Below are 17470 nucleotides of genomic sequence, written 5' to 3'. Positions count from 1 at the left end.
CGCGCTCAGCACTTGTGCTTGCACTTGTGCCTGCGCGTCGCAGCAGTGCCATCCCGCACCCTGGAGGAGAGCCATCGTGCCTCGTACCGTCAGGGACGTCGTTTTCGTCGACGGCGTCCGCACCCCGTTCGGCAAGGCGGGCCCGAAGGGCATCTACCACGAGACCCGCGCCGACGACCTGGTCGTGAAGGCGATCCGGGAGCTGCTGCGCCGCAACCCCGGTCTCGACCCGAAGAAGATCGACGAGGTCGCCATCGCCGCGACCACGCAGATCGGTGACCAGGGCCTGACCCTGGGCCGTACCGCCGGAATCCTCGCGGGTCTGCCGCAGTCGGTCCCCGGCTACTCCATCGACCGCATGTGCGCGGGCGCTCTGACCGCCGTCACCACCACCGCGGGCTCCATCGCCTTCGGTGCGTACGACGCCGTCATCGCCGGTGGCGTCGAGCACATGGGCCGCCACCCCATGGGCGAGGGCGTCGACCCGAACCCGCGGTTCGTGAGCGAGAAGCTGGTCGACGAGTCCGCCCTGTTCATGGGCATGACCGCGGAGAACCTGCACGACCGCTACCCGCACATCACCAAGGAGCGCGCCGACGAGTACGCCGTGCGCTCGCAGGAAAAGGCCGCGAAGGCGTACGCCGACGGCAAGATCCAGCAGGACCTGGTGCCGATCTCGGTCCGCCGCACCAACCCCGAGGCCGGCGAGACCGGTTGGGGCCTGGTCACGGCCGACGAGCCGATGCGCCCGGGTACGACCCTGGAGAGCCTCGCGGGTCTGAAGACGCCGTTCCGTGTGCACGGTCGCGTCACCGCCGGTAACGCCGCCGGTCTCAACGACGGTGCCACCGCGTCGATCATCGCGAGCGAGGACTTCGCCCGCGAGAACAACCTGCCGGTCAAGATGCGCCTCGTCTCGTACTCCTTCGCGGGTGTCGAGCCGGAGGTCATGGGCTACGGCCCGATCCCGGCGACCGAGAAGGCGCTCGCCCAGGCGGGCCTGTCCATCGAGGACATCGGTCTCTTCGAGGTCAACGAGGCCTTCGCCGTCCAGGTCCTGGCCTTCCTCGACCACTACGGCATCGCCGACGACGACGCGCGCGTCAACCAGTACGGTGGCGCCATCGCCTTCGGTCACCCGCTGGCCTCCTCCGGCGTGCGTCTGATGACGCAGCTGGCCCGCCAGTTCGAGGAGCAGCCGCACGTCCGCTACGGCCTGACCACCATGTGCGTCGGCTTCGGCATGGGCGCGACGGTCATCTGGGAGAACCCGCACTTCGAGGGGGACAAGTGAGCACCACCACCGAGCTTCTGAAGCAGGCTTCGGAACTCTTCCCCGACGAGGTCGTGACGTCCGCGCACGTCCGCCACCTCGACCTGCCGTTCGGCGCCGGGCGCTTCGCGCTCATCACGCTCGACAACGGCTTCGACCACACCAAGCCGACCACCTTCGGCCCGGGTTCGCTCGCGAACCTGGACAAGGCGATCGACCAGGTCGAGGCGGAGGCCGCGGCCGGTGAGATCGTCGGCGTCGGCATCACCGGCAAGCCGTTCATCTTCGCGGTCGGCGCCGACCTCAAGGGCGTGGAGATCCTCAAGGAGCACGACCACGCGCTCGCCATCGGCAGGGGCGGCCACGAGGTCTTCAAGCGCCTCGCGGGCCTCGCGGTCCCGACCTTCGCGTACTACAACGGTGCCGCGATGGGCGGCGGCGTCGAGGTCGGTCTGCACTGCACCTACCGGACCGTCTCCAAGGCGCTCCCGGCGTTCTCGCTGCCCGAGGTCTTCCTCGGCCTGGTCCCCGGCTGGGGCGGCTGCACACTGCTGCCGAACCTGATCGGCGCCGACAAGGCCGTCTCGGTCATCATCGAGAACAGCCTGAACCAGAACAAGCAGCTCAAGGGCAAGCAGGTCTTCGAACTCGGCATCGCCGACGCGCTGTTCGAGGGTGCCGACTTCCTGGAGCAGTCGCTGATCTGGACGGCGAACGTCCTCAGCGGCGACACCGAGGTCGAGCGCCCGGTCGTCGACCGCGGCGAGGCATGGGACCAGGCCGTCGCCAAGGGCCGCTTCATCGCCGACTCCAAGGTGCACGGCGCGGCCCCGGCCGCCTACCGCGCGCTGGACATCATCGCCGCGGCGAAGAACGGCGACCTCCAGCAGGGCTACGACGCCGAGGACAAGGCGCTCGCCGACCTCATCATGGGCGGCGAACTGCGCGCGGGCATCTACGCGTTCAACCTCGTCCAGAAGCGCGGCAAGCGTCCTGCCGGTGCCCCCGACAAGTCGCTGGCCCGCCCGGTCACCAAGGTCGGCGTCGTCGGCGCCGGTCTGATGGCCAGCCAGCTCGCGCTGCTCTTCCTGCGCCGCCTGGAGGTGCCGGTCGTCCTGACCGACATCGACCAGGAGCGCGTCGACAAGGGTGTGGGCTACGTCCACGCCGAGATCGACAAGCTGCTCGGCAAGGGCCGTATCAACCAGGACAAGGCCAACCGCCTCAAGGCGCTGGTCACCGGTGTCCTGGACAAGGCCGAGGGCTTCGCGGACGCCGACTTCGTCATCGAGGCCGTCTTCGAGGAGATCGGCGTCAAGCAGCAGGTGTTCGCCGAGGTCGAGGCGGTCGCCCCGGCGCACGCGATCCTCGCCACCAACACCTCCTCGCTCTCGGTGTCGGAGATGGCGTCGAAGCTGAAGCACCCCGAGCGGGTCGTCGGCTTCCACTTCTTCAACCCGGTCGCGATCCTCCCGCTGCTCGAGATCGTGCGCGGCGAGCAGACGGACGACGCCTCGCTGGCCACGGCGTTCGCCGTCGCCAAGAAGCTGAAGAAGACCGCGGTCCTCACCAAGGACGCCCCGGCGTTCGTCGTGAACCGCATCCTCACCCGCTTCATGGGCGAGATCCAGAACGTCATCGACGAGGGCACCCCGGTCGAGGTCGCCGAGAAGGCCATCGAGCCGCTCGGTCTGCCGATGTCGCCGCTGGTCCTCCTCGAGCTGGTCGGTCCCGCGATCGGTCTGCACGTCTCGGAGACCCTCAACCGGGCCTTCCCCGACCGCTTCGAGGTCTCCCCGAACCTCAAGGCGGTCGTCGACGCGGGCAAGCGCGGCTTCTACGTCTACGACAGCGGCAAGCCGGAGCTCGACCCCGAGGTCGCCGCGCTCCTGAAGCAGGGCGATGCCGTCCTGACCGAGGAGCAGGTCCGGGACCGCGTGCTCGACGCCGTCGCCCAGGAGATCGGGCTCATGCTCGACGAGGGTGTCGTCGCCGAGGCCCAGGACATCGACCTCTGCCTGATCACCGGCGCCGGCTGGCCCTTCCACCTGGGCGGCATCACGCCGTACCTGGACCGCGAGGGCGTGTCGGAGCGCGTGAACGGCAAGCGGTTCCTGGAGCAGGGGCTGGCGAGCGTCCCGGCGTAACACGTCCTGACGACGCAGGAAGAGGGCCTCCGCGCGGAGGCCCTCTTTCGTGTTCCCGTCGCCGCGCCGTCAGGTGCGCCAGGGGCCCAGCGGGCCGCCCACCGCGGGCGTCAGCTGGCGGCGGACATGCAGCCGGCCGTCCGTGCCGATGACCGCGACCACCACCGCGCCGGCCGCGTCGTACGCCATCGCCGGGGCGTGCGTGACCATCTCGCCGGACTCGCGCCAGTGGGTGCCGGAGACGTCCTTGCTCCGGTCGGGCAGGGAGACGACGAGCCGGCCGCGGCTGCCGCGGTGCGCCAGGTAGGCCTCGCGGGCGCCGCGCTCGGGTGCCCACAGACCGGCCACCGGGCCGGTGCCGCCGTGGCCGCCGAGTCCGGCGCCGGATCCCGGCCAGCGGCCGTCGGCGTGCTGGCGGTAGGCCATGACCTGCTGGGTGCCGGCCTCCCGGAAGTAGAGGCAGGTGCGGCCGTCGCCCGAGTCCACGGCGGTGACGCCGCCGGTGGCGGGCCGGCCCGTCTGCAGGGTGTCGTCGAGGAGGAGCGGGCCGCCGGGCTCGGTCTGATGCCAGCGCCACACCGTCTTCTTGCCGGGCACGTACAGTTCGACGGTTCCGCGCTCGGTCACCAGAGTGGTGCCCGCGTCCTGCACGAAGCGCCCGCCGATGTGCTCCCAGGGCAGCCAGGCGCCGTTCGCCTCCCGGCGGCGCATGCTGATGCCCTGGGCGAAGTCCCGGACGAAGACGTACAGCCGGCCCGCCGCGTCCACGGCGGCCGAGGGCACGCCCGCCTCGCGCTGGCGGCGGCCGTCGCCGTGGGTCCAGTCCGGGTTCTGCAGCGTCTGCCAGCCGGCGAACCCGTTGCCGCCGGGGTCCTGCACGGTGTGCACGACGTCGACGGTCACCCCGCTGCCGACCACGTGCTGACGGCGCAGGCCCACCAGTTCGGCGGGGCCGCCCGGCAGCCCGGTGACCGCGAGCGTGGGGCTCAGCCAGCCGTCGCCGAGGACGAACGGCCCCTTCCACTCACCACTGGCCGCAGCCGTCTCGGTCCAGAACGCGAGCCGGCCTGCCAGCACGGCGAAGGCGTTGAGCCGGCCGCCCGGGCCCAGGCGCAGCCAACCGGTGGCCGGTGAGTAGCGGTAGGCGGTGCTCCTCATATGCGTGCTGCGGTAGGGGTTCGGGCCGAGCTGGCGGTCGCCGCACCGTTCGCAGGTGCCGTGCGGGCAGACGGCGGGCGCGTCGAGTCCGGCGTACGTCGCCAGGTACTCGGCCTTCTCCGTCAGCGCGGCCGAGTCGAGGTTCTGGCCCCAGAAGCGGTTGGCGTAGGCGCGGTAGTGCTCGACGACCGGGTTGTGGCCGGCCTCCCGGTGCCGTGTCAGGGCGGCCAGCGCGAACTGGGCGGTGGTGCTGTGGTCGACGTGGTCGGAGCAGACGAACTCCTGCTTCCCGCCGTCGTGTTCGGGATCCGGGTCCAGCGTGCGTACGGTGCTCGGGCGGACGTGGGCGAGCAGGGCCGTCAGTGCGGCGATCACCTGCTCGCGGGTGACGTGCTGGACCTCGCCGACGGTGCTGCCGTGCGCGGGGAGGGTGGCCTGGGTGCGCAGGGCGCCGTCCCACAGGTCGTGGATCCGGGTGCGGGAGCCGCCGTGCGTGGGGGCACCCTGGTGGAGCTGGAGGAAGTACAGGCACACGGAGTGGCCGGGGAGGGTGAACCGCTCGGCCGTGAAGCCCGGTACGAGGTCCACGGGTTCGCGCTGCCAGGGGCGGTCGCGGTCGCCGGTGGCCATGCGGGCGTAGGCGGAGCGCAGTCCGCAGCCGCGTTCGGTGCTGTAGCGGGCGAAGTCGGGGGCGACGGCGGTGCGCCCGGCGTCGCCGGTGTCCACGTTCACGCCGTCGCCCTCGCCCGCGGTGAGCACGACCGTGGTGACCGGGTCGCCGTCCTGGAGGGCGCGGACCAGGTCGGGGTTCATGAAGTACAGGTCGTCGTCGTGGTGGGCGACGATGTGGAGGACGGAGCGGGGCGTAGCGGTCATCGGGGCTCCAGGGTCGTCGCGGAACACGTCGGTCGTGCGGGGGCCTTCATCGGTCCACCACGTTCATCGCCATGGCGCCGGAGGCCGAGCAGTACGGCCGTACCCACACCGGACGGGCCGGGTGGACCACGGCGAAGTCGGAGTCCTCGTCGCCGACGAGCGGCAGGGAGGGGTAGGCGTAGGCGCCCTTGACGTCGGGGAAGTCCTCCAGCAGGTGGCACACGCGCACCTTGCGCCGGTCGTGCGGGTCGGGCTGCAGCCACCAGTCCCAGTCCTCCCAGCGCTCCAGCCGGTGGTCGACCACGCGTCGTACGGGCACCTCCGCCCGGAACGCCTGGCGGCCGGTGACCTCGACGGGGACGGTGACGTTCTGCGTGTGCGGTCCGCGCCGGCTGACGACGAACAGGGCGCCCGGCTCGATCCGGCGTCCGCCGCACAGCACGCCCCGCAGCGTGATCCGTCCGTCGCCGACCTCGACGCCGGTGCACTCGGCGTGCTGTTCGCGCAGCACCGTGCGCAGCATCAGGCGCCCGTTGGGCTGGGCGTAGGGCAGGTTCCAGACGACGGAGCCGGTGGGCGGGCGGCCGACGAGCCGGGCGCGGGCGTCGATGAGGGCGCGGGTGTCGCGCAGGCCCGCCTTCATGTGGACGGCGGCCGACTTGGCGGTGCGCATGGTCACCTGCCAGCGTCCGTCGCCGAGTTCGTCGAGGGCGGTGGGGGTGAGGACGGCCGTGTACTGGGTGCCGCCGTTGTCGAGGGCCTTGCGCGAGGTGCGCAGGGGGAGGTCGGGACGCGGGTCGTCGTCGGACGGCTTGTGGCGCAGGACGAACTGCCAGCGCCGGCGGCCCTCCCCCGGGCCCTGGGCGGCCAGCCGCAGCCAGCCCGCGTCGTCGGCGGTGACGTCGACGGTGGCCATGCCGAGCGAGACGGGCGGCACGGTGAGGCGTTCGGCGCCCTCCTTGCGGGCGCCTGCGGGCGCGCGGTAGCCGCGGCCGGTGACGGCGCGGCGCCGGGCGGCCTCGGCGAAGACGTCCAGATAGCGGTCGGCCACGGCCGCCGGGTCGAAGCGGGCCGCGTTGCGCAGGGCGGCGGCGCCCATGGCGCGGCGCAGCGGCTCGTCGGCCATGAGGCGGCGCAGGCCCCAGGCGATGCCCTCCACCTCGCCGTTGGGAACGAGGAAGCCGTCGTCGCCGTGGCTCAGGATCTCGCGGGGGCCGACGGGGCAGTCGGTGGAGACCACGGGCAGTCCGCACCGCATCGCCTCCACCAGCGTCATGCCGAAGGACTCCTCGCTGGAGGTGACGGCGGCGATGGAGCCCTTGGCCCACTCGGACTCGATCGGGGAGAAGCCGCCCATGAACAACACCCGCCCGCTCAGGCCGAGTTCGGTGGCCAGGGCGCGCAGGGTGCCGGCCTCGCCGCCGTCGCCGTAGATGCGCAGCTGCCAGTCGGGGAACTCCTCGGCCGCCTGGGCGAAGGCACGGACGAGGAGGTCGTACCGCTTGATGCGGTGCATGCGTCCGGCGCTGACGACGACCTTGCGGGTGCAGTCGGACGGCGTCACGGACGGCTCGGGCACGCTGTTGGGGATGCCGACCACGGGGATGCCGGGGATCGGGCTGTTGGCGCGGAAGGAGCGGGCGTCGGCGTCGGTGACGGTGGTGATCGCGTCCAGCCGCGGGTAGACCCGGGCCATCTCGGCGCGTACGGCCGCGGGGATGGCGAGGTGGGTCATGTGCTCCTGGGCGACGCGCAGGGCGCCGTCGCGGGTGTGGGCCGCGACGAAGAGGTTGAGGCTGGGCCGGGTGCCGACGACGACGTCCGCGGTGGTCCGCTGCAGTTCGCGGATGATCCGCCCGTCGGTGAACCTGCTGTACTGGGCGTAGAACTCCTCCTGGCGCGGCACCACTTCGCTGGGTTCGTCGCTGCCGGGCGCGCCGCGGTCGGCGCCGCCGGGCCGCAGGTCGACCAGGGCGCGGACGGTGACGCGCGGAGAGATGTCGAACTTGGTGGTGTTCGCCCGCCGGAACACCGAGACGATCTCGACGTCGTGGTGGACGGAGAGCGCCTCGGCGAGGTTGATGACGGTGCGGTTGGTGCCCCCGATGCCGTAGATGTTGTTGATCAGGAAGGAGATCTTCATCGGACCTCACGCTCCTTCCGCTCGAAGGGACTCGGCACGGGGTAGTAGGCCTGGAGGAACGCGCTGAGCATGGCGGTCTGGCGTGCCACGTCGTGGCCGTCGGAGAGGGTGTCGTTGATGCAGAACGCCTGCCGGTCGCGGCGGGCCAGCAGGATGCCCAGCCGGCGCTGGATCTCGGGCTTGGCGAGGTCGAGGTAGGCGAAGTCGATCTGGGAGGGCACGGCGCGGCCCGTCAGATACGCGTGGTAGTGGTACAGCGAGGAGGGGATCGAGATGTCGGTGGGGCTGCGGAAGCGGCTGTACGACGTCTGCCGGTGCTCCTGCGCGTACTCCCGCTCGATCTCGTGCAGCACACTGCGGCGCAGCGCGTAGGGAGCGTGCCGCAGCTTCTGCACGATCGCGGTGCCGAAGTGCTCCAGCACCAGCCGCCGGTTGTTCTTGCCGGCCGCGTCCACGGGCCGGTCGACGGGGGTGAGGTCCCAGCGGGGCACCTGGGAGGGGGAGAAGAAGGTGCGGGTCATGCCGTTGGAGAGGAAGAAGTCCTGCGGGGTGACGGGGCTGCCGAGGAACATGTCGTCGTTGAAGTACAGGAAGTGCTCGGCCAGGCCCTTGATGTGGTGCAGGCGGCTCTCGATGGCGTGCGAGTTGAAGGTGGGCAGCGCCGCCGGGTCGTCGAAGATCTCGGAGTGGTCGACGACGGTCAGCCGCGGGGAGCCCTCGTTGAGCCAGGACGGCCGCTGGCGGTCGGTCACCAGGTAGACGTGGCGCACCCAGGGCGCGTGCTGCTCCAGCGCGCGCAGGGAGTAGCGCAGTTCGTCGCGGCTGATGTAGCGGGCCGCGTTGGCGGACTCGGTGTGGTAGCCGCCCTCGCCGTACGCGGCGCGCCGCTGCTGCCAGGCGGCGTCGCTGCCGTCGACCCAGGTGTAGACGACGTCGATCGGGAAGCGCACGTCCTCCGGCAGGGGTTCGGCGCAGGGCCGGATGGTGCGTACCGCCCGGGTGCGCCGGGTGTGCAGGGCCGCGAAGCCGGTCAGCCGGCTGATGGGCACGGTGACCCGGGGCTCGTGCGGGGCGACGTCCTCGGTGACGCGGTTGGGGCGCGGGGCGACCAGCCGGCCCTCGTCCGGCTGCCAGAACTCCACGTCGCAGCCGTACTCCAGACCCAGCACCAGCGAACCGGCCGGGTCGCTCCAGACCATGCCGACGCGCAGCACGCGCGCCTCCCGGCCGAGGCGCCGGGCGCGCCGCGACCCGCACAGCGCCCCCCGGCCCTGGGCAGCCTGCCCGCGGCAGGCGCGCAGATAGACGGGTCCGAGGCCGGCGAGGTTCTCGAGGACCGGGGCGACGCGGTCGCGGTCGGTCTCGGCGACGGCGAGGCAGGAGCGGAAATCGGAGGCGCCGCGGACGGCGAAGTAATCGATGCCCGCCTCCTCCAGGGCGGTGACGACGAGTTCGAGGTTGGCCTCGCGCAGGCCGAGCGGCGAGACGGTGGGCCGTACGAGCGCGATCCGGGCCCCGGGACCGGCCAGCGCGACGAGCCGCTCGCCGCCGCCGGACAGCTGGGGCCAGCGGCGGCGTGCCCGCACGCCGCGGAACAGGCGGATGCCGGCGCCGAAGACGTGCAGTCGGCGCAGCAGCTGCTTCAGCACCGTGCGCAGCCGGAGGGGGACGCGGCGGGCGATGCGCTGTCTGAGACCGGCCGGGACCAGGGTGCGGTACGCCCCGACCGCGGCGGATGCCTCGGGGTTGCCGATGCTCACGGGTGATCAACCGCCTCGTCGGACGTCGGGGAGGCCGGGGCGTGGTCGAGCTCGAACACGCTGGGGACGGGGAAGTAGCGGTGCAGGAAGCCGGCCACCGCCGCGTCGCCGCGCCGGTCGCGCGCCTGGTCGGTGCCCAGGCCGAGGAGCTGGATCTGCTGGGTGTCCCGGCGCACCAGGAGCCGTTCGAGGCGGGTGCGCAGGGCGGGGAGGGCCGCGTGCAGGGCCACGGACGTCTCGCCGGAGGGGTCGGCGAGTCCGCCGACGTAGCCGTAGTGGTGGGCCACGCCGTCGAGCGGATGGGTGCCGGGGACGGCGGGTGCCCGCTGGGCGTCGGCCGCCTCCAGGGGCGGGTTGCCCGCCTCGGCCAGCCGGGCCAGGGTCTGGACGCGGTGCGGCTGGGGGCCGTGCGCGTAGCCGTGGGCGGTGATCCGTCCGGTGGCGGCGTAGGCCGCTCGCGTCCAGGGGGCGAAGGACTCCTCGGCGTTCCAGGGGCCGCGCCGGGGGCGGCTCGCGCCGCTGGGCATGAAGTAGTCGAAGGGCCGGACCGGCCTGCCGAGCAGGGCGCCGGGGCGCAGCAGCAGGAAGTGCTCGGCCAGGTCCGGCAGTTGGTGCAGGTACCACTCGGCGCCGGGCCGTGCGCGCACCACGCTGAGCCGTTCGCCGGAGCGCAGCCAGGCCGGCGGCTCGGCCTCGGCGACGACATGGACGACGTCGACCCAGGGCGCGTACTGGTGCAGGGAGCGCAGCCCGGCCCGCAGCAGCTCCTCGCCCCAGGGGGTGGGGTGCTGCCACAGCAGGACGGCGTCGACGGGGAAGCCGATCTCCTCGAGCCGTACGACGTCGAAGGTCTCCAGCGTGATGGTGGGCTCCAGGTCGCCGTCGATGTCGCAGTAGCCGGAGAGCCGGTCGAGGCCGATCTCGATGCCGGCCGCGTCGCTGGGCACGGCGCGCTGGACCCGGTTGGGGCGCGGGCCGATGAGGCGCTCGGTGGCCAGGTCGGTGTTGGCCGCCCAGAACTCGATCTCGATGCCCTGGTCCTCGCCCACCCACAGGTTCTCGGTGGGGTCGGTGCGCAGCCAGGTCAGGCGGATCACCCGGGCCTTGCCGTAGTGCTTCCATGCCTTCACCTGGCTGCCCGGGATCTCTCGGGTGTCGCTCTGGGCGGGCGAGACGGAGACCAGGTAGCCGGTGTGCTCCTCGAGGAGCGCGCGCAGCACGCGCCGGACCGCGCCCCGGTCGCGCTGGTCGACGGCCAGGCAGATCCGCCGGTCGTCGAGGGCCGGGACCGCGAACCACGGGATCTCGGCGAGGTCGAGGGCCTGGGTCACCAGGTCGAGATCGAACCGGCGGGCCAGGTCGGCGGTGAGACCGGGGTGCACATGGCCGATACGGCCGTCGGGCGCCGTGGTCCGGCGCTCGGACATGCCGAGCCCGGCCCGGCGCACCCTGCGCAGGGCCCGGCGGTGCAGGCGGGCCTCGCGGCGCCGCAGGGTGCGCGCGAGCTGCCCCTTGACCTTGCGCCGCACGCCGGCGGGCACGGTGGTCGAGGCGGCGGAGCGCACCGGCTGGGGGACGAACCTCTTGTAGACGTGAACCGCTGAGTTCATCGACGTCGGGTCGGGCACGTCATGAACTCCGCTTCATCGTTCGTACGGGCTGGGGGTGGGGAAGTAGGCGTCGAGGAATCCGTCCAGCAGCTCCTGCTGGGCCTCGATGTCCTCGGGGGTCGAGAAGGCGTCGTTGAGACAGAAACTGTCCCTGTCGCGCCCCTCCAGCAGCCGGCGCAGCCGGTCGGCGAGGTCCGGCACGGCGAGCTGGATGTAGGTGAAGGGCATCGAGGACGGCTGGGCCCGGCCCGTGAGCGCCGCGTAGTAGAGGGCGAACGACGAGGTCGGGGACAGGTCGGTCATCGCCCGGAACCTGCTGGCCGAGGTGCGCGCCCAGGCCTCGGGGAAGTCGCGCTCGGCCTCTTCCATCGCGGTGCGGCGCAGGGCGTAGGGGATGTGCTCCATGGGCTGGGTGATCACCCTGCCGAAGCGCTCCTCCAGCAGGGCGCGGTTGTTCTTGCACGCCGCGTCGACCGGGGTGTCGGTGGCGACGACCGGGCCCTGCGGGATGCGGTTGCGCGAGGGGAAGTAGCGCGCGGTGCCGGAGGGCGTGAAGAAGGCGTGGGGCGCGACCGGGCGGCCCATGAACATGTCGTCGTTGAAGTACAGGAAGTGCTCGGCCAGGCCCTCGATGCGGTGCAACTGGCTCTCGATGGCGTGCGAGTTGAACACGGGCAGGTCGGCCGGGTCGCGGAAGATCTCCCGGTGCGTGGCGATCCGCAGTCCGGGCAGGTCCTCGCGCAGCCAGGCGGGGACCTGGTCGTCGGTGACGATGTAGACGTTGCGGATCCAGGGCGCGAACAGGTGCAGCGAGCGTACGGAGTACCGCAGTTCGTCCCGGCTGATGAAGCGGGCGTCGCTGGCCGACTCGGCGTGGTAGACCTCGCCCTTCGCCTCGGCCTTGCGCTGCTTCCAGGCGGGGTCGTCGCCGTCGACCCAGGTGTAGACGGCGTCGACGGCGAAGTCGATGTCGTCCGCGCAGGGGACCAGGAACTCGGGCCGGGTCGCGAGCGCGGGCGCCTGGTGCGGCGGGGTCCAGTCGGAGACGAAGTGGCTGAACAGCCGGGCGGCGCCCGGCACATGCGGGCCGTCCGCGGCGACCGCCCAGGTCACGCGGTTGGCGCGGGGGGCGACCAGATGGGTGCCGCGCCGCTGCCAGAACTCGATCGCGCAGCCGTACTCGTGCCCGAGCAGCAGATGCCGGCCGGGGTCGGTGCGCGACCAGCTGATCCGGAGCACGCGGGCCTCGGCGACCTCGCGCCATGCCTTGGGGTCGCGCGTGGAGACGGGCTTGGCCGGCCGGGGCGCGTCCGGGTCGATCACGCTGAGATGTCCGGGGTACTGGCCCAGGCCGCGGAACAGCACGGAGAGCACCCGCTCCCGGTCCTCCTCGGCGACGGCGACCACGGTGCCGTGGTCGACGGTGCCGCGGACGGCGAAGTAGCCGACGCCGGCCGCGTCGAGCAGGGCGCACAGGGCCGAGCGGTTGGCCTCCCGGGCCGCGAGCGGGGTGAGCCCCGGCACCACGTAGACGTCGCCGTGTTCCACGGTGAGGGTCGAGGCGCCGGTGTCCGCGGGGCGCCGCTGTGCGGCACGCTCGCGCGGGAGCGTGCCGACCACATCCGGGGCGCGCCCGACGACGTGATCAGATACGGCCGTCACACCGCCGCCCTTCGCGGACCAACGCACGCAGCAGCACAGCCACCCTCCCTCTTTCCCCGGCCAGGGCCGGGTGAACACCAGCGGTCGTGGGCCCTCTGAGCCCCCCCGGGCTCGAATCCGCGACCACTCGGCACCTGCCGACAACCGTGCCGACAGCGGTGCCACTCTCACATAACGCTTTAACCTTCACAGGTCGCGCACATCATTGTCAGATATTCATTTAGCTGTCAACTGTACGCACAGAGGGTACAAAACAGACGCTCAGGCGACGAGGGACGGAATATGAGGTGACGGACGGACAACAAAGCCCGTCCGTATCTCATCTGACATTCGGTCTATAGTTCGCCACACCGCGGCGCTCGACCGCCGCACGGGCCCGGTCTCTCCCCCCACTCGCGCCCTGCCCCACCTACGCCCCCAGGCATCCAGGCATCCAGGCATCGAGCCACCGAGTGAGAGAGAGGACCGCGGTATGACGCAGGCTCCTACGGAATCGGGCACCCGCGGATCGAGGCGTGCGCCCCAGGGCCGCCGCGCGAGCAAACCGCCGCGCCGCCGCCGTCGCGCGTTGCGCTGGATCGCGGGGGGAGCCCTCGTGCTGGTGCTGGCCGCGGGCGGCACCGGCTACTGGATGTACAGCAGCCTCAACTCCAACATCAAGGGCGTCGACCTCGGCCCGGCCCTCGGCGACGACCGGCCCCAGAAGCTGCCCACGTCCGGGCAGAACCTCCTTGTCCTGGGCTCCGATTCACGCGCGGGCGCGAACGCCGCCCTGCACACGGGCAAGGCGTCCGGGGCGCGCTCCGACACCGCGCTGGTGATCCACATACCCGAGGGCCGGCAGCAGGCGATCGCCGTGAGCATCCCGCGCGACACCCTGGTGACCCGGCCCGAGTGCACCAAGGCGGACGGCTCCACGCTGCCCTCGGCGAAGCGCGTGATGTTCAACTCCGTCTACTCGATGGCCGGTCCGGCCTGTGTGGTCAAGACGGTGGAGAAGATCTCCGGGGTGCGGATGGACCACTTCGTGGAGATCGACTTCGCCGGGTTCAAGGGGCTCGTGGACGCGATAGGCGGCGTGCCCGTCACCGTCGACCAGGACATCCACGACTCCTCCAGCGGCCTGAACCTGACCGCCGGCACCCACCGGCTGAACGGCACTCAGGCACTGCAGTTCGTCCGCACCCGGCACGGCATCGGGGACGGCAGCGATCTCGGCCGCATCGGACTCCAGCAGAAGTTCCTGATGGCCCTGCTCGCCGAGATCAAGCGGCAGAACCTGCTGAGCAGCCCCACCAAGCTCTACACCGTCGCCGACCAGCTGACCGCGTCGCTGACGACCGACTCCGGCCTCGCCTCCCTCACCAAGCTCGCCGAGTTCGGCCGCAGCATGCAGGGGGTCGACCCGTCGACCATGGAGACGATCATGCTCCCGGTCCGGTACGACGCCCAGGACCCCAACCGGGTCGTGGCCGCCCAGCCCCAGGCGAACCGGCTGTGGAAGGCCCTGCGCCGCGACGAGACCATTCCCGCGTCGGCGAAGAAGTCCCCGGCCAAGGGCGGCGCCACCCCGTGAGCGATGCGGAAGCGCGCCACGGTGGTGAACTCCCGTGGCGCGCCCGCGTACTGATCTACCGAAGGCCCACGCCGACCCCGCCGTCAGACGCGGACCGACGGGGCCAGTGACAGCCCCGGGGCGTCGGTCTGGCGGGCGATGCGCAGGGCGCCGTCCGCGTCGAGCACGGCGAGCACGACCCGCCCGTAGCCGTCCAGCGCCAACGCCGGTGCGCCCAGGGAGCGTTCACCGGTCGGCGACCACCACAGGCCACCCTGCTCGTTCTCCGTAGCGCACGCGGCCAGCATGACCTGCCGGTCGAGGTCGCGGTGGGCCAGCACGGTGCAGTCGTAGCCGTCCAGCGTCGCGCGCAGCGCGGTGAGCGGCTCTCCGGCCGGAGCGCCGCCGAGCGGGACCACCCACCCGCCGGGCCGGTGCGCGACGAAGCCGCCGTGGTCCGGATCGGCCCAGTAGTACGTCGTCCGGTCGGGCCCGGTCGCCAGCGCCGCGACCGTGCCGGGCGCCACGCGGAGCGGGATGTTCTGCTCCTGCCGGAAGTCCCCGTCGGCATCGCCCTGCCGCCACCACATGGCGTCCCCCTCGCCACCCGCGAGGAGTTCGATGCGGCCGGAGGCGTGGGCGAGTGCGGCCAGCCCGTCCTGCACCCCGCTGCCCTTGAGGTCCGTCCACGGCTCCCACTTCCCGGTGGGGCCCTCGCTCCGCAGCATCACACCGCGGCCGGCGTTGCGCGCGAAGACGTGCACCCGGCCCGACCCGCTGACCGCGGCCACGGGCACGCCGAAGCGCGCCGCCTTCTCACGGTCCTGGTGCGGATTGCCGAGCGAGCGCCACTCGGTGACCGGGCGGCCGGTCTGGTACTGGACGGCGTGCACGACGTCGACCGCGGGCGGCCCCTCGGGCCTGGGCACCTCACGCCGCCCCAGGAAGTGGACGTAGGTGTCGGCGCCCTGGACCACCGTCAGATGGGTGAGACCGGCCACCGGGAAGAAGTCGGGCCCGCTCCAGTCGGGTCCGCCCGGCCGCAGCTCCGTCCAGCGCAACACTCCCTCGCCGGTGCGCGCGTAGGCGGTCAGCCTGCCGTCCTTGCCCAGGACGAGCCGGCGTCCGCCGACGGTGTTCTGCGCGGCGTACCGCGTCGCCTCGCCGTCGGTCGCGACGACCGCTCTTGCGCGCATGGCGCCGCGCCCGGATCTCGTCCGCATAAGGTGTCCTGCCCCTCCCCTGGCCTCGGCGCGGCGGATCCGCCTCTCCCCCGAACCTCTGTACGGGCGGCCGAGCGCGCTCATCATAGGTGAGCGTTCGGTGAACGCGGCATGGTCACCGCATGGACGCGCCTGCGGCAGTGCGCCGTGCGACCCTGGGGACATGAACGAAGAAGCCCCGGTGCTCGTGATCGTCGACGCCGCGAACGTCGTCGGGTCGGTGCCCGACGGCTGGTGGCGGGACCGGAAGGGGGCCGCCGAGCGGCTGCGGGACCGGCTGGCGGCCGACGGCCTGCCCGGCCGCCCCTCCCCCGTGGAGCTCGTGCTCGTCGTCGAGGGCGCGGCCCGCGGCGTGGAGTCCGTGCCCGGCGTGGAGGTGAAGTCGGCGCCCAAGAGCGGCGACGACTACATCGTCGAGCTGGTCGAGACGGCCGGCGACCGCCCCCGCCTGGTCGTCACGGCCGACCGCGAACTGCGCCGCAGGGTCACGGACCTGGGCGCCGAGGTCACCGGGCCGCGGACGGTGCTCGGCTGACCGGGCCGCCTGCCGTGCCCCCGCCCCGCTCGGCGCCCACGCGCGCGTACAGCACGGCCCCGTCCACCTCCCCCACCGCCTCGTATCGCTCCGCCAGCAGGCGGCGCAGCGTCGGCAGACGGGTGGGGGCGTACGGCTTTCCGCGGGAGTCGTCGATCACCAAGGCCGGGGCGTGCGCGGCCATCTCCGCGCGGAAGACGGGCCAGGCGCCCCGGACGGCGTACTTCTCGCCGACCTGCGGGCCGTCGCGGCCGCCGCTGTAGTTGGTGAGCAGGCCCGCGGTGAGGTAGCGGCTGGCCGGGGTGCGGGCGGCCAGCCAGTACGTCTCCGGGTGTATGCCCCACACCAGCACACGGTCGGCCGATGACGTGCGGTGGGCGACCGCGGCCGCCAGGCGCTGGGCGTGGGTGAGTTCGGGACGCGGGGCCAGCAGGCCCCAGGTCAGGAACAAGGCGCAGCAGCAGGCCGAGGTCAGGACGGCGGCCGTCCGGCGCTCCCGGGGCGCCCCGCGCAGCGCGGCCGTCGCCAACAGGGCCACCGCCGGGGTGAGTTGCAGGAAGTAGTGGCCGAAGAAGTGGAAGCCGAGCAGCACGGCGACGACCGAGGACGCCAGCCACAGCCACAGGTCCGCGACTCCCGCACGGGCCGCCCGCGGCGCCCGCACCAGGGGCGGGATCAGCCCCGCGCAGGCCACGGACAGGATCGCCGCGTTGGTCAACCCCCTTACGAGCGAGTGGAGTTCTGAGCCGCTGAAGGTGGCGTACGTGCCCGATCCCGTGACCGTCCAGAACACGAAGCCCGCCGGATCGGTGACCAGGGCCGCACAGAGCACCGGGACCGCCACCCCGGCGCACAGGCGCAGGCCCGCGAGGCGCGGCGCGCCGCCGCGGTGCAGCAGCCAGAGCACCGGCACCAGCACCGCCCCGCCGGTCTGCTTGGCGAGGAAGGCGCAGGCGACGGCCACCCCGGCCGCGCCCCAGCGGCGGCGGTCCGCGCACCACAGGGCGGCGGCGGTGCCCGGCAGTATGAACACCTCGAAGGTGGCGGCCTGCGCGTCCTCGGGGTTGAGTCCGACGGAGATCAGCAGGTACAGCACCCCGGCCGTACGGCCCGACGTGTCGCCCCAGCGGCGCCGGGCGACCCCGGCCAGCAGGGCCGCGGTGAGCAGGTGGGCGAGGACCGCGAGGACGCGCAGCGGGGTGAGGGAGTCGGAGCCGAACACCGCGAACGCCCCCTCGTACAGCCACGGCACGATCGGCGGCTTGCGGTCCACGACCGTCTCGTACAGCCGGCCGCCCCCTGCGAGTATCCGGGCCTGTACGGCGAGATAGCCCTCGTCCGGACTCCACAGCGGCCGGGCGAACGACGGGGCACGGGTCACGCAGGCCAGCGCCGCCAGCAGGGGCAGCAGCCGCGTCCAGTACGCCGTCCGGGCGGCTGCGGACCGTGGTGGGGCGAGCAGCGCGGCGAGCATGGTGAGCACGCTATCCGGCCCCGCGCCCCGAACCGGGGCATACGGGGCCGGAAC

11 protein-coding genes are annotated in these 17470 nt (G+C 72.7%); 4 read left to right on the top strand and 7 right to left on the bottom strand.

Annotation, left to right across the window (positions count from 1 at the left end; translation table 11 throughout):
• The first annotated feature begins 76 nt into the window (after window positions 1-76).
• Together ABZ910_RS10295 and ABZ910_RS10290 are read left to right on the top strand one after the other, a co-directional pair.
• The gene (locus tag ABZ910_RS10295; RefSeq protein WP_361361600.1) at window positions 77-1294 is read left to right on the top strand and encodes an acetyl-CoA C-acyltransferase; all 1218 of its coding nucleotides are present in this window, start codon (window positions 77-79) and stop codon (window positions 1292-1294) included.
• On the top strand, window positions 1291-3420 hold the full coding sequence (locus ABZ910_RS10290; protein ID WP_361361598.1) for a 3-hydroxyacyl-CoA dehydrogenase NAD-binding domain-containing protein: 2130 nt from the start codon (window positions 1291-1293) through the stop codon (window positions 3418-3420). The genes ABZ910_RS10295 and ABZ910_RS10290 overlap by 4 nt, the downstream gene beginning before the upstream one ends.
• A 69-nt stretch (window positions 3421-3489) precedes the next feature.
• Here the strand turns inward: ABZ910_RS10290 and ABZ910_RS10285 are convergent, their stop codons facing one another.
• Genes ABZ910_RS10285 through ABZ910_RS10265 form a run of 5 tightly spaced genes read right to left on the bottom strand, consistent with a single transcriptional unit; the run spans window position 3490 to window position 12629 of the window.
• A complete protein-coding gene (locus tag ABZ910_RS10285; protein ID WP_361361596.1) occupies window positions 3490-5454 on the bottom strand; it encodes a hypothetical protein in 1965 nt (654 codons plus the stop codon).
• A 46-nt stretch (window positions 5455-5500) separates the two neighbouring features.
• Window positions 5501-7597 (bottom strand): glycosyltransferase family 4 protein, encoded by a 2097-nt coding sequence (locus ABZ910_RS10280; RefSeq protein WP_361361594.1) that lies wholly within the window; start codon window positions 7595-7597, stop codon window positions 5501-5503.
• Entirely contained in the window at window positions 7594-9357 is a 1764-nt protein-coding gene (locus ABZ910_RS10275) for a stealth family protein (protein WP_361361592.1), read from the bottom strand. The genes ABZ910_RS10280 and ABZ910_RS10275 overlap by 4 nt, the downstream gene beginning before the upstream one ends.
• Complete coding sequence (locus tag ABZ910_RS10270) at window positions 9354-10985, bottom strand: sugar phosphotransferase (RefSeq protein WP_361361590.1); 1632 nt, start codon at window positions 10983-10985, stop codon at window positions 9354-9356. Before ABZ910_RS10270 ends, ABZ910_RS10275 begins: the two co-directional genes overlap by 4 nt.
• 15 nt (window positions 10986-11000) lie before the next feature.
• Entirely contained in the window at window positions 11001-12629 is a 1629-nt protein-coding gene (locus ABZ910_RS10265; protein ID WP_361361589.1) for a stealth family protein, read from the bottom strand.
• 472 nt (window positions 12630-13101) lie between these two features.
• Between ABZ910_RS10265 and ABZ910_RS10260 the strand changes: the two genes are divergently transcribed.
• Window positions 13102-14205 (top strand): LCP family protein, encoded by a 1104-nt coding sequence (locus tag ABZ910_RS10260; protein WP_361361587.1) that lies wholly within the window; start codon window positions 13102-13104, stop codon window positions 14203-14205.
• A gap of 83 nt (window positions 14206-14288) precedes the next feature.
• Here the strand turns inward: ABZ910_RS10260 and ABZ910_RS10255 are convergent, their stop codons facing one another.
• Window positions 14289-15407 (bottom strand): hypothetical protein, encoded by a 1119-nt coding sequence (locus ABZ910_RS10255; protein WP_361361585.1) that lies wholly within the window; start codon window positions 15405-15407, stop codon window positions 14289-14291.
• A 163-nt stretch (window positions 15408-15570) separates the two neighbouring features.
• On the opposite strand from ABZ910_RS10255, the gene ABZ910_RS10250 reads away from it, so the two are divergent.
• Window positions 15571-15942 (top strand): NTP pyrophosphohydrolase, encoded by a 372-nt coding sequence (locus ABZ910_RS10250; protein ID WP_361361583.1) that lies wholly within the window; start codon window positions 15571-15573, stop codon window positions 15940-15942.
• Here the strand turns inward: ABZ910_RS10250 and ABZ910_RS10245 are convergent.
• Entirely contained in the window at window positions 15914-17416 is a 1503-nt protein-coding gene (locus tag ABZ910_RS10245; protein ID WP_361361581.1) for a glycosyltransferase family 39 protein, read from the bottom strand. The two genes, ABZ910_RS10250 and ABZ910_RS10245, sit on opposite strands and share 29 nt — an antisense overlap.
• Between the last annotated feature and the right edge of the window lie 54 nt (window positions 17417-17470).

It is taken from the genome of Streptomyces sp. NPDC046805 (assembly GCF_040645355.1).
Taxonomy (GTDB): Bacteria; Actinomycetota; Actinomycetes; order Streptomycetales; family Streptomycetaceae; genus Streptomyces.
This window is presented reverse-complemented; position numbering and strand designations above follow the sequence as displayed.

What these genes read in the sequence shown, in the direction of transcription:
- ABZ910_RS10285 (WP_361361596.1), bottom strand. Translation starts at nt 5,454, where the DNA reads ATGACCGCTACGCCCCGCTCCGTCCTCCACATCGTCGCCCACCACGAC.
- ABZ910_RS10280 (WP_361361594.1), bottom strand. Translation starts at nt 7,597, where the DNA reads ATGAAGATCTCCTTCCTGATCAACAACATCTACGGCATCGGGGGCACC.
- ABZ910_RS10260 (WP_361361587.1), top strand. Translation starts at nt 13,102, where the DNA reads ATGACGCAGGCTCCTACGGAATCGGGCACCCGCGGATCGAGGCGTGCG.
- ABZ910_RS10255 (WP_361361585.1), bottom strand. Translation starts at nt 15,407, where the DNA reads ATGCGGACGAGATCCGGGCGCGGCGCCATGCGCGCAAGAGCGGTCGTC.
- ABZ910_RS10250 (WP_361361583.1), top strand. Translation starts at nt 15,571, where the DNA reads ATGAACGAAGAAGCCCCGGTGCTCGTGATCGTCGACGCCGCGAACGTC.
- ABZ910_RS10245 (WP_361361581.1), bottom strand. Translation starts at nt 17,416, where the DNA reads ATGCTCGCCGCGCTGCTCGCCCCACCACGGTCCGCAGCCGCCCGGACG.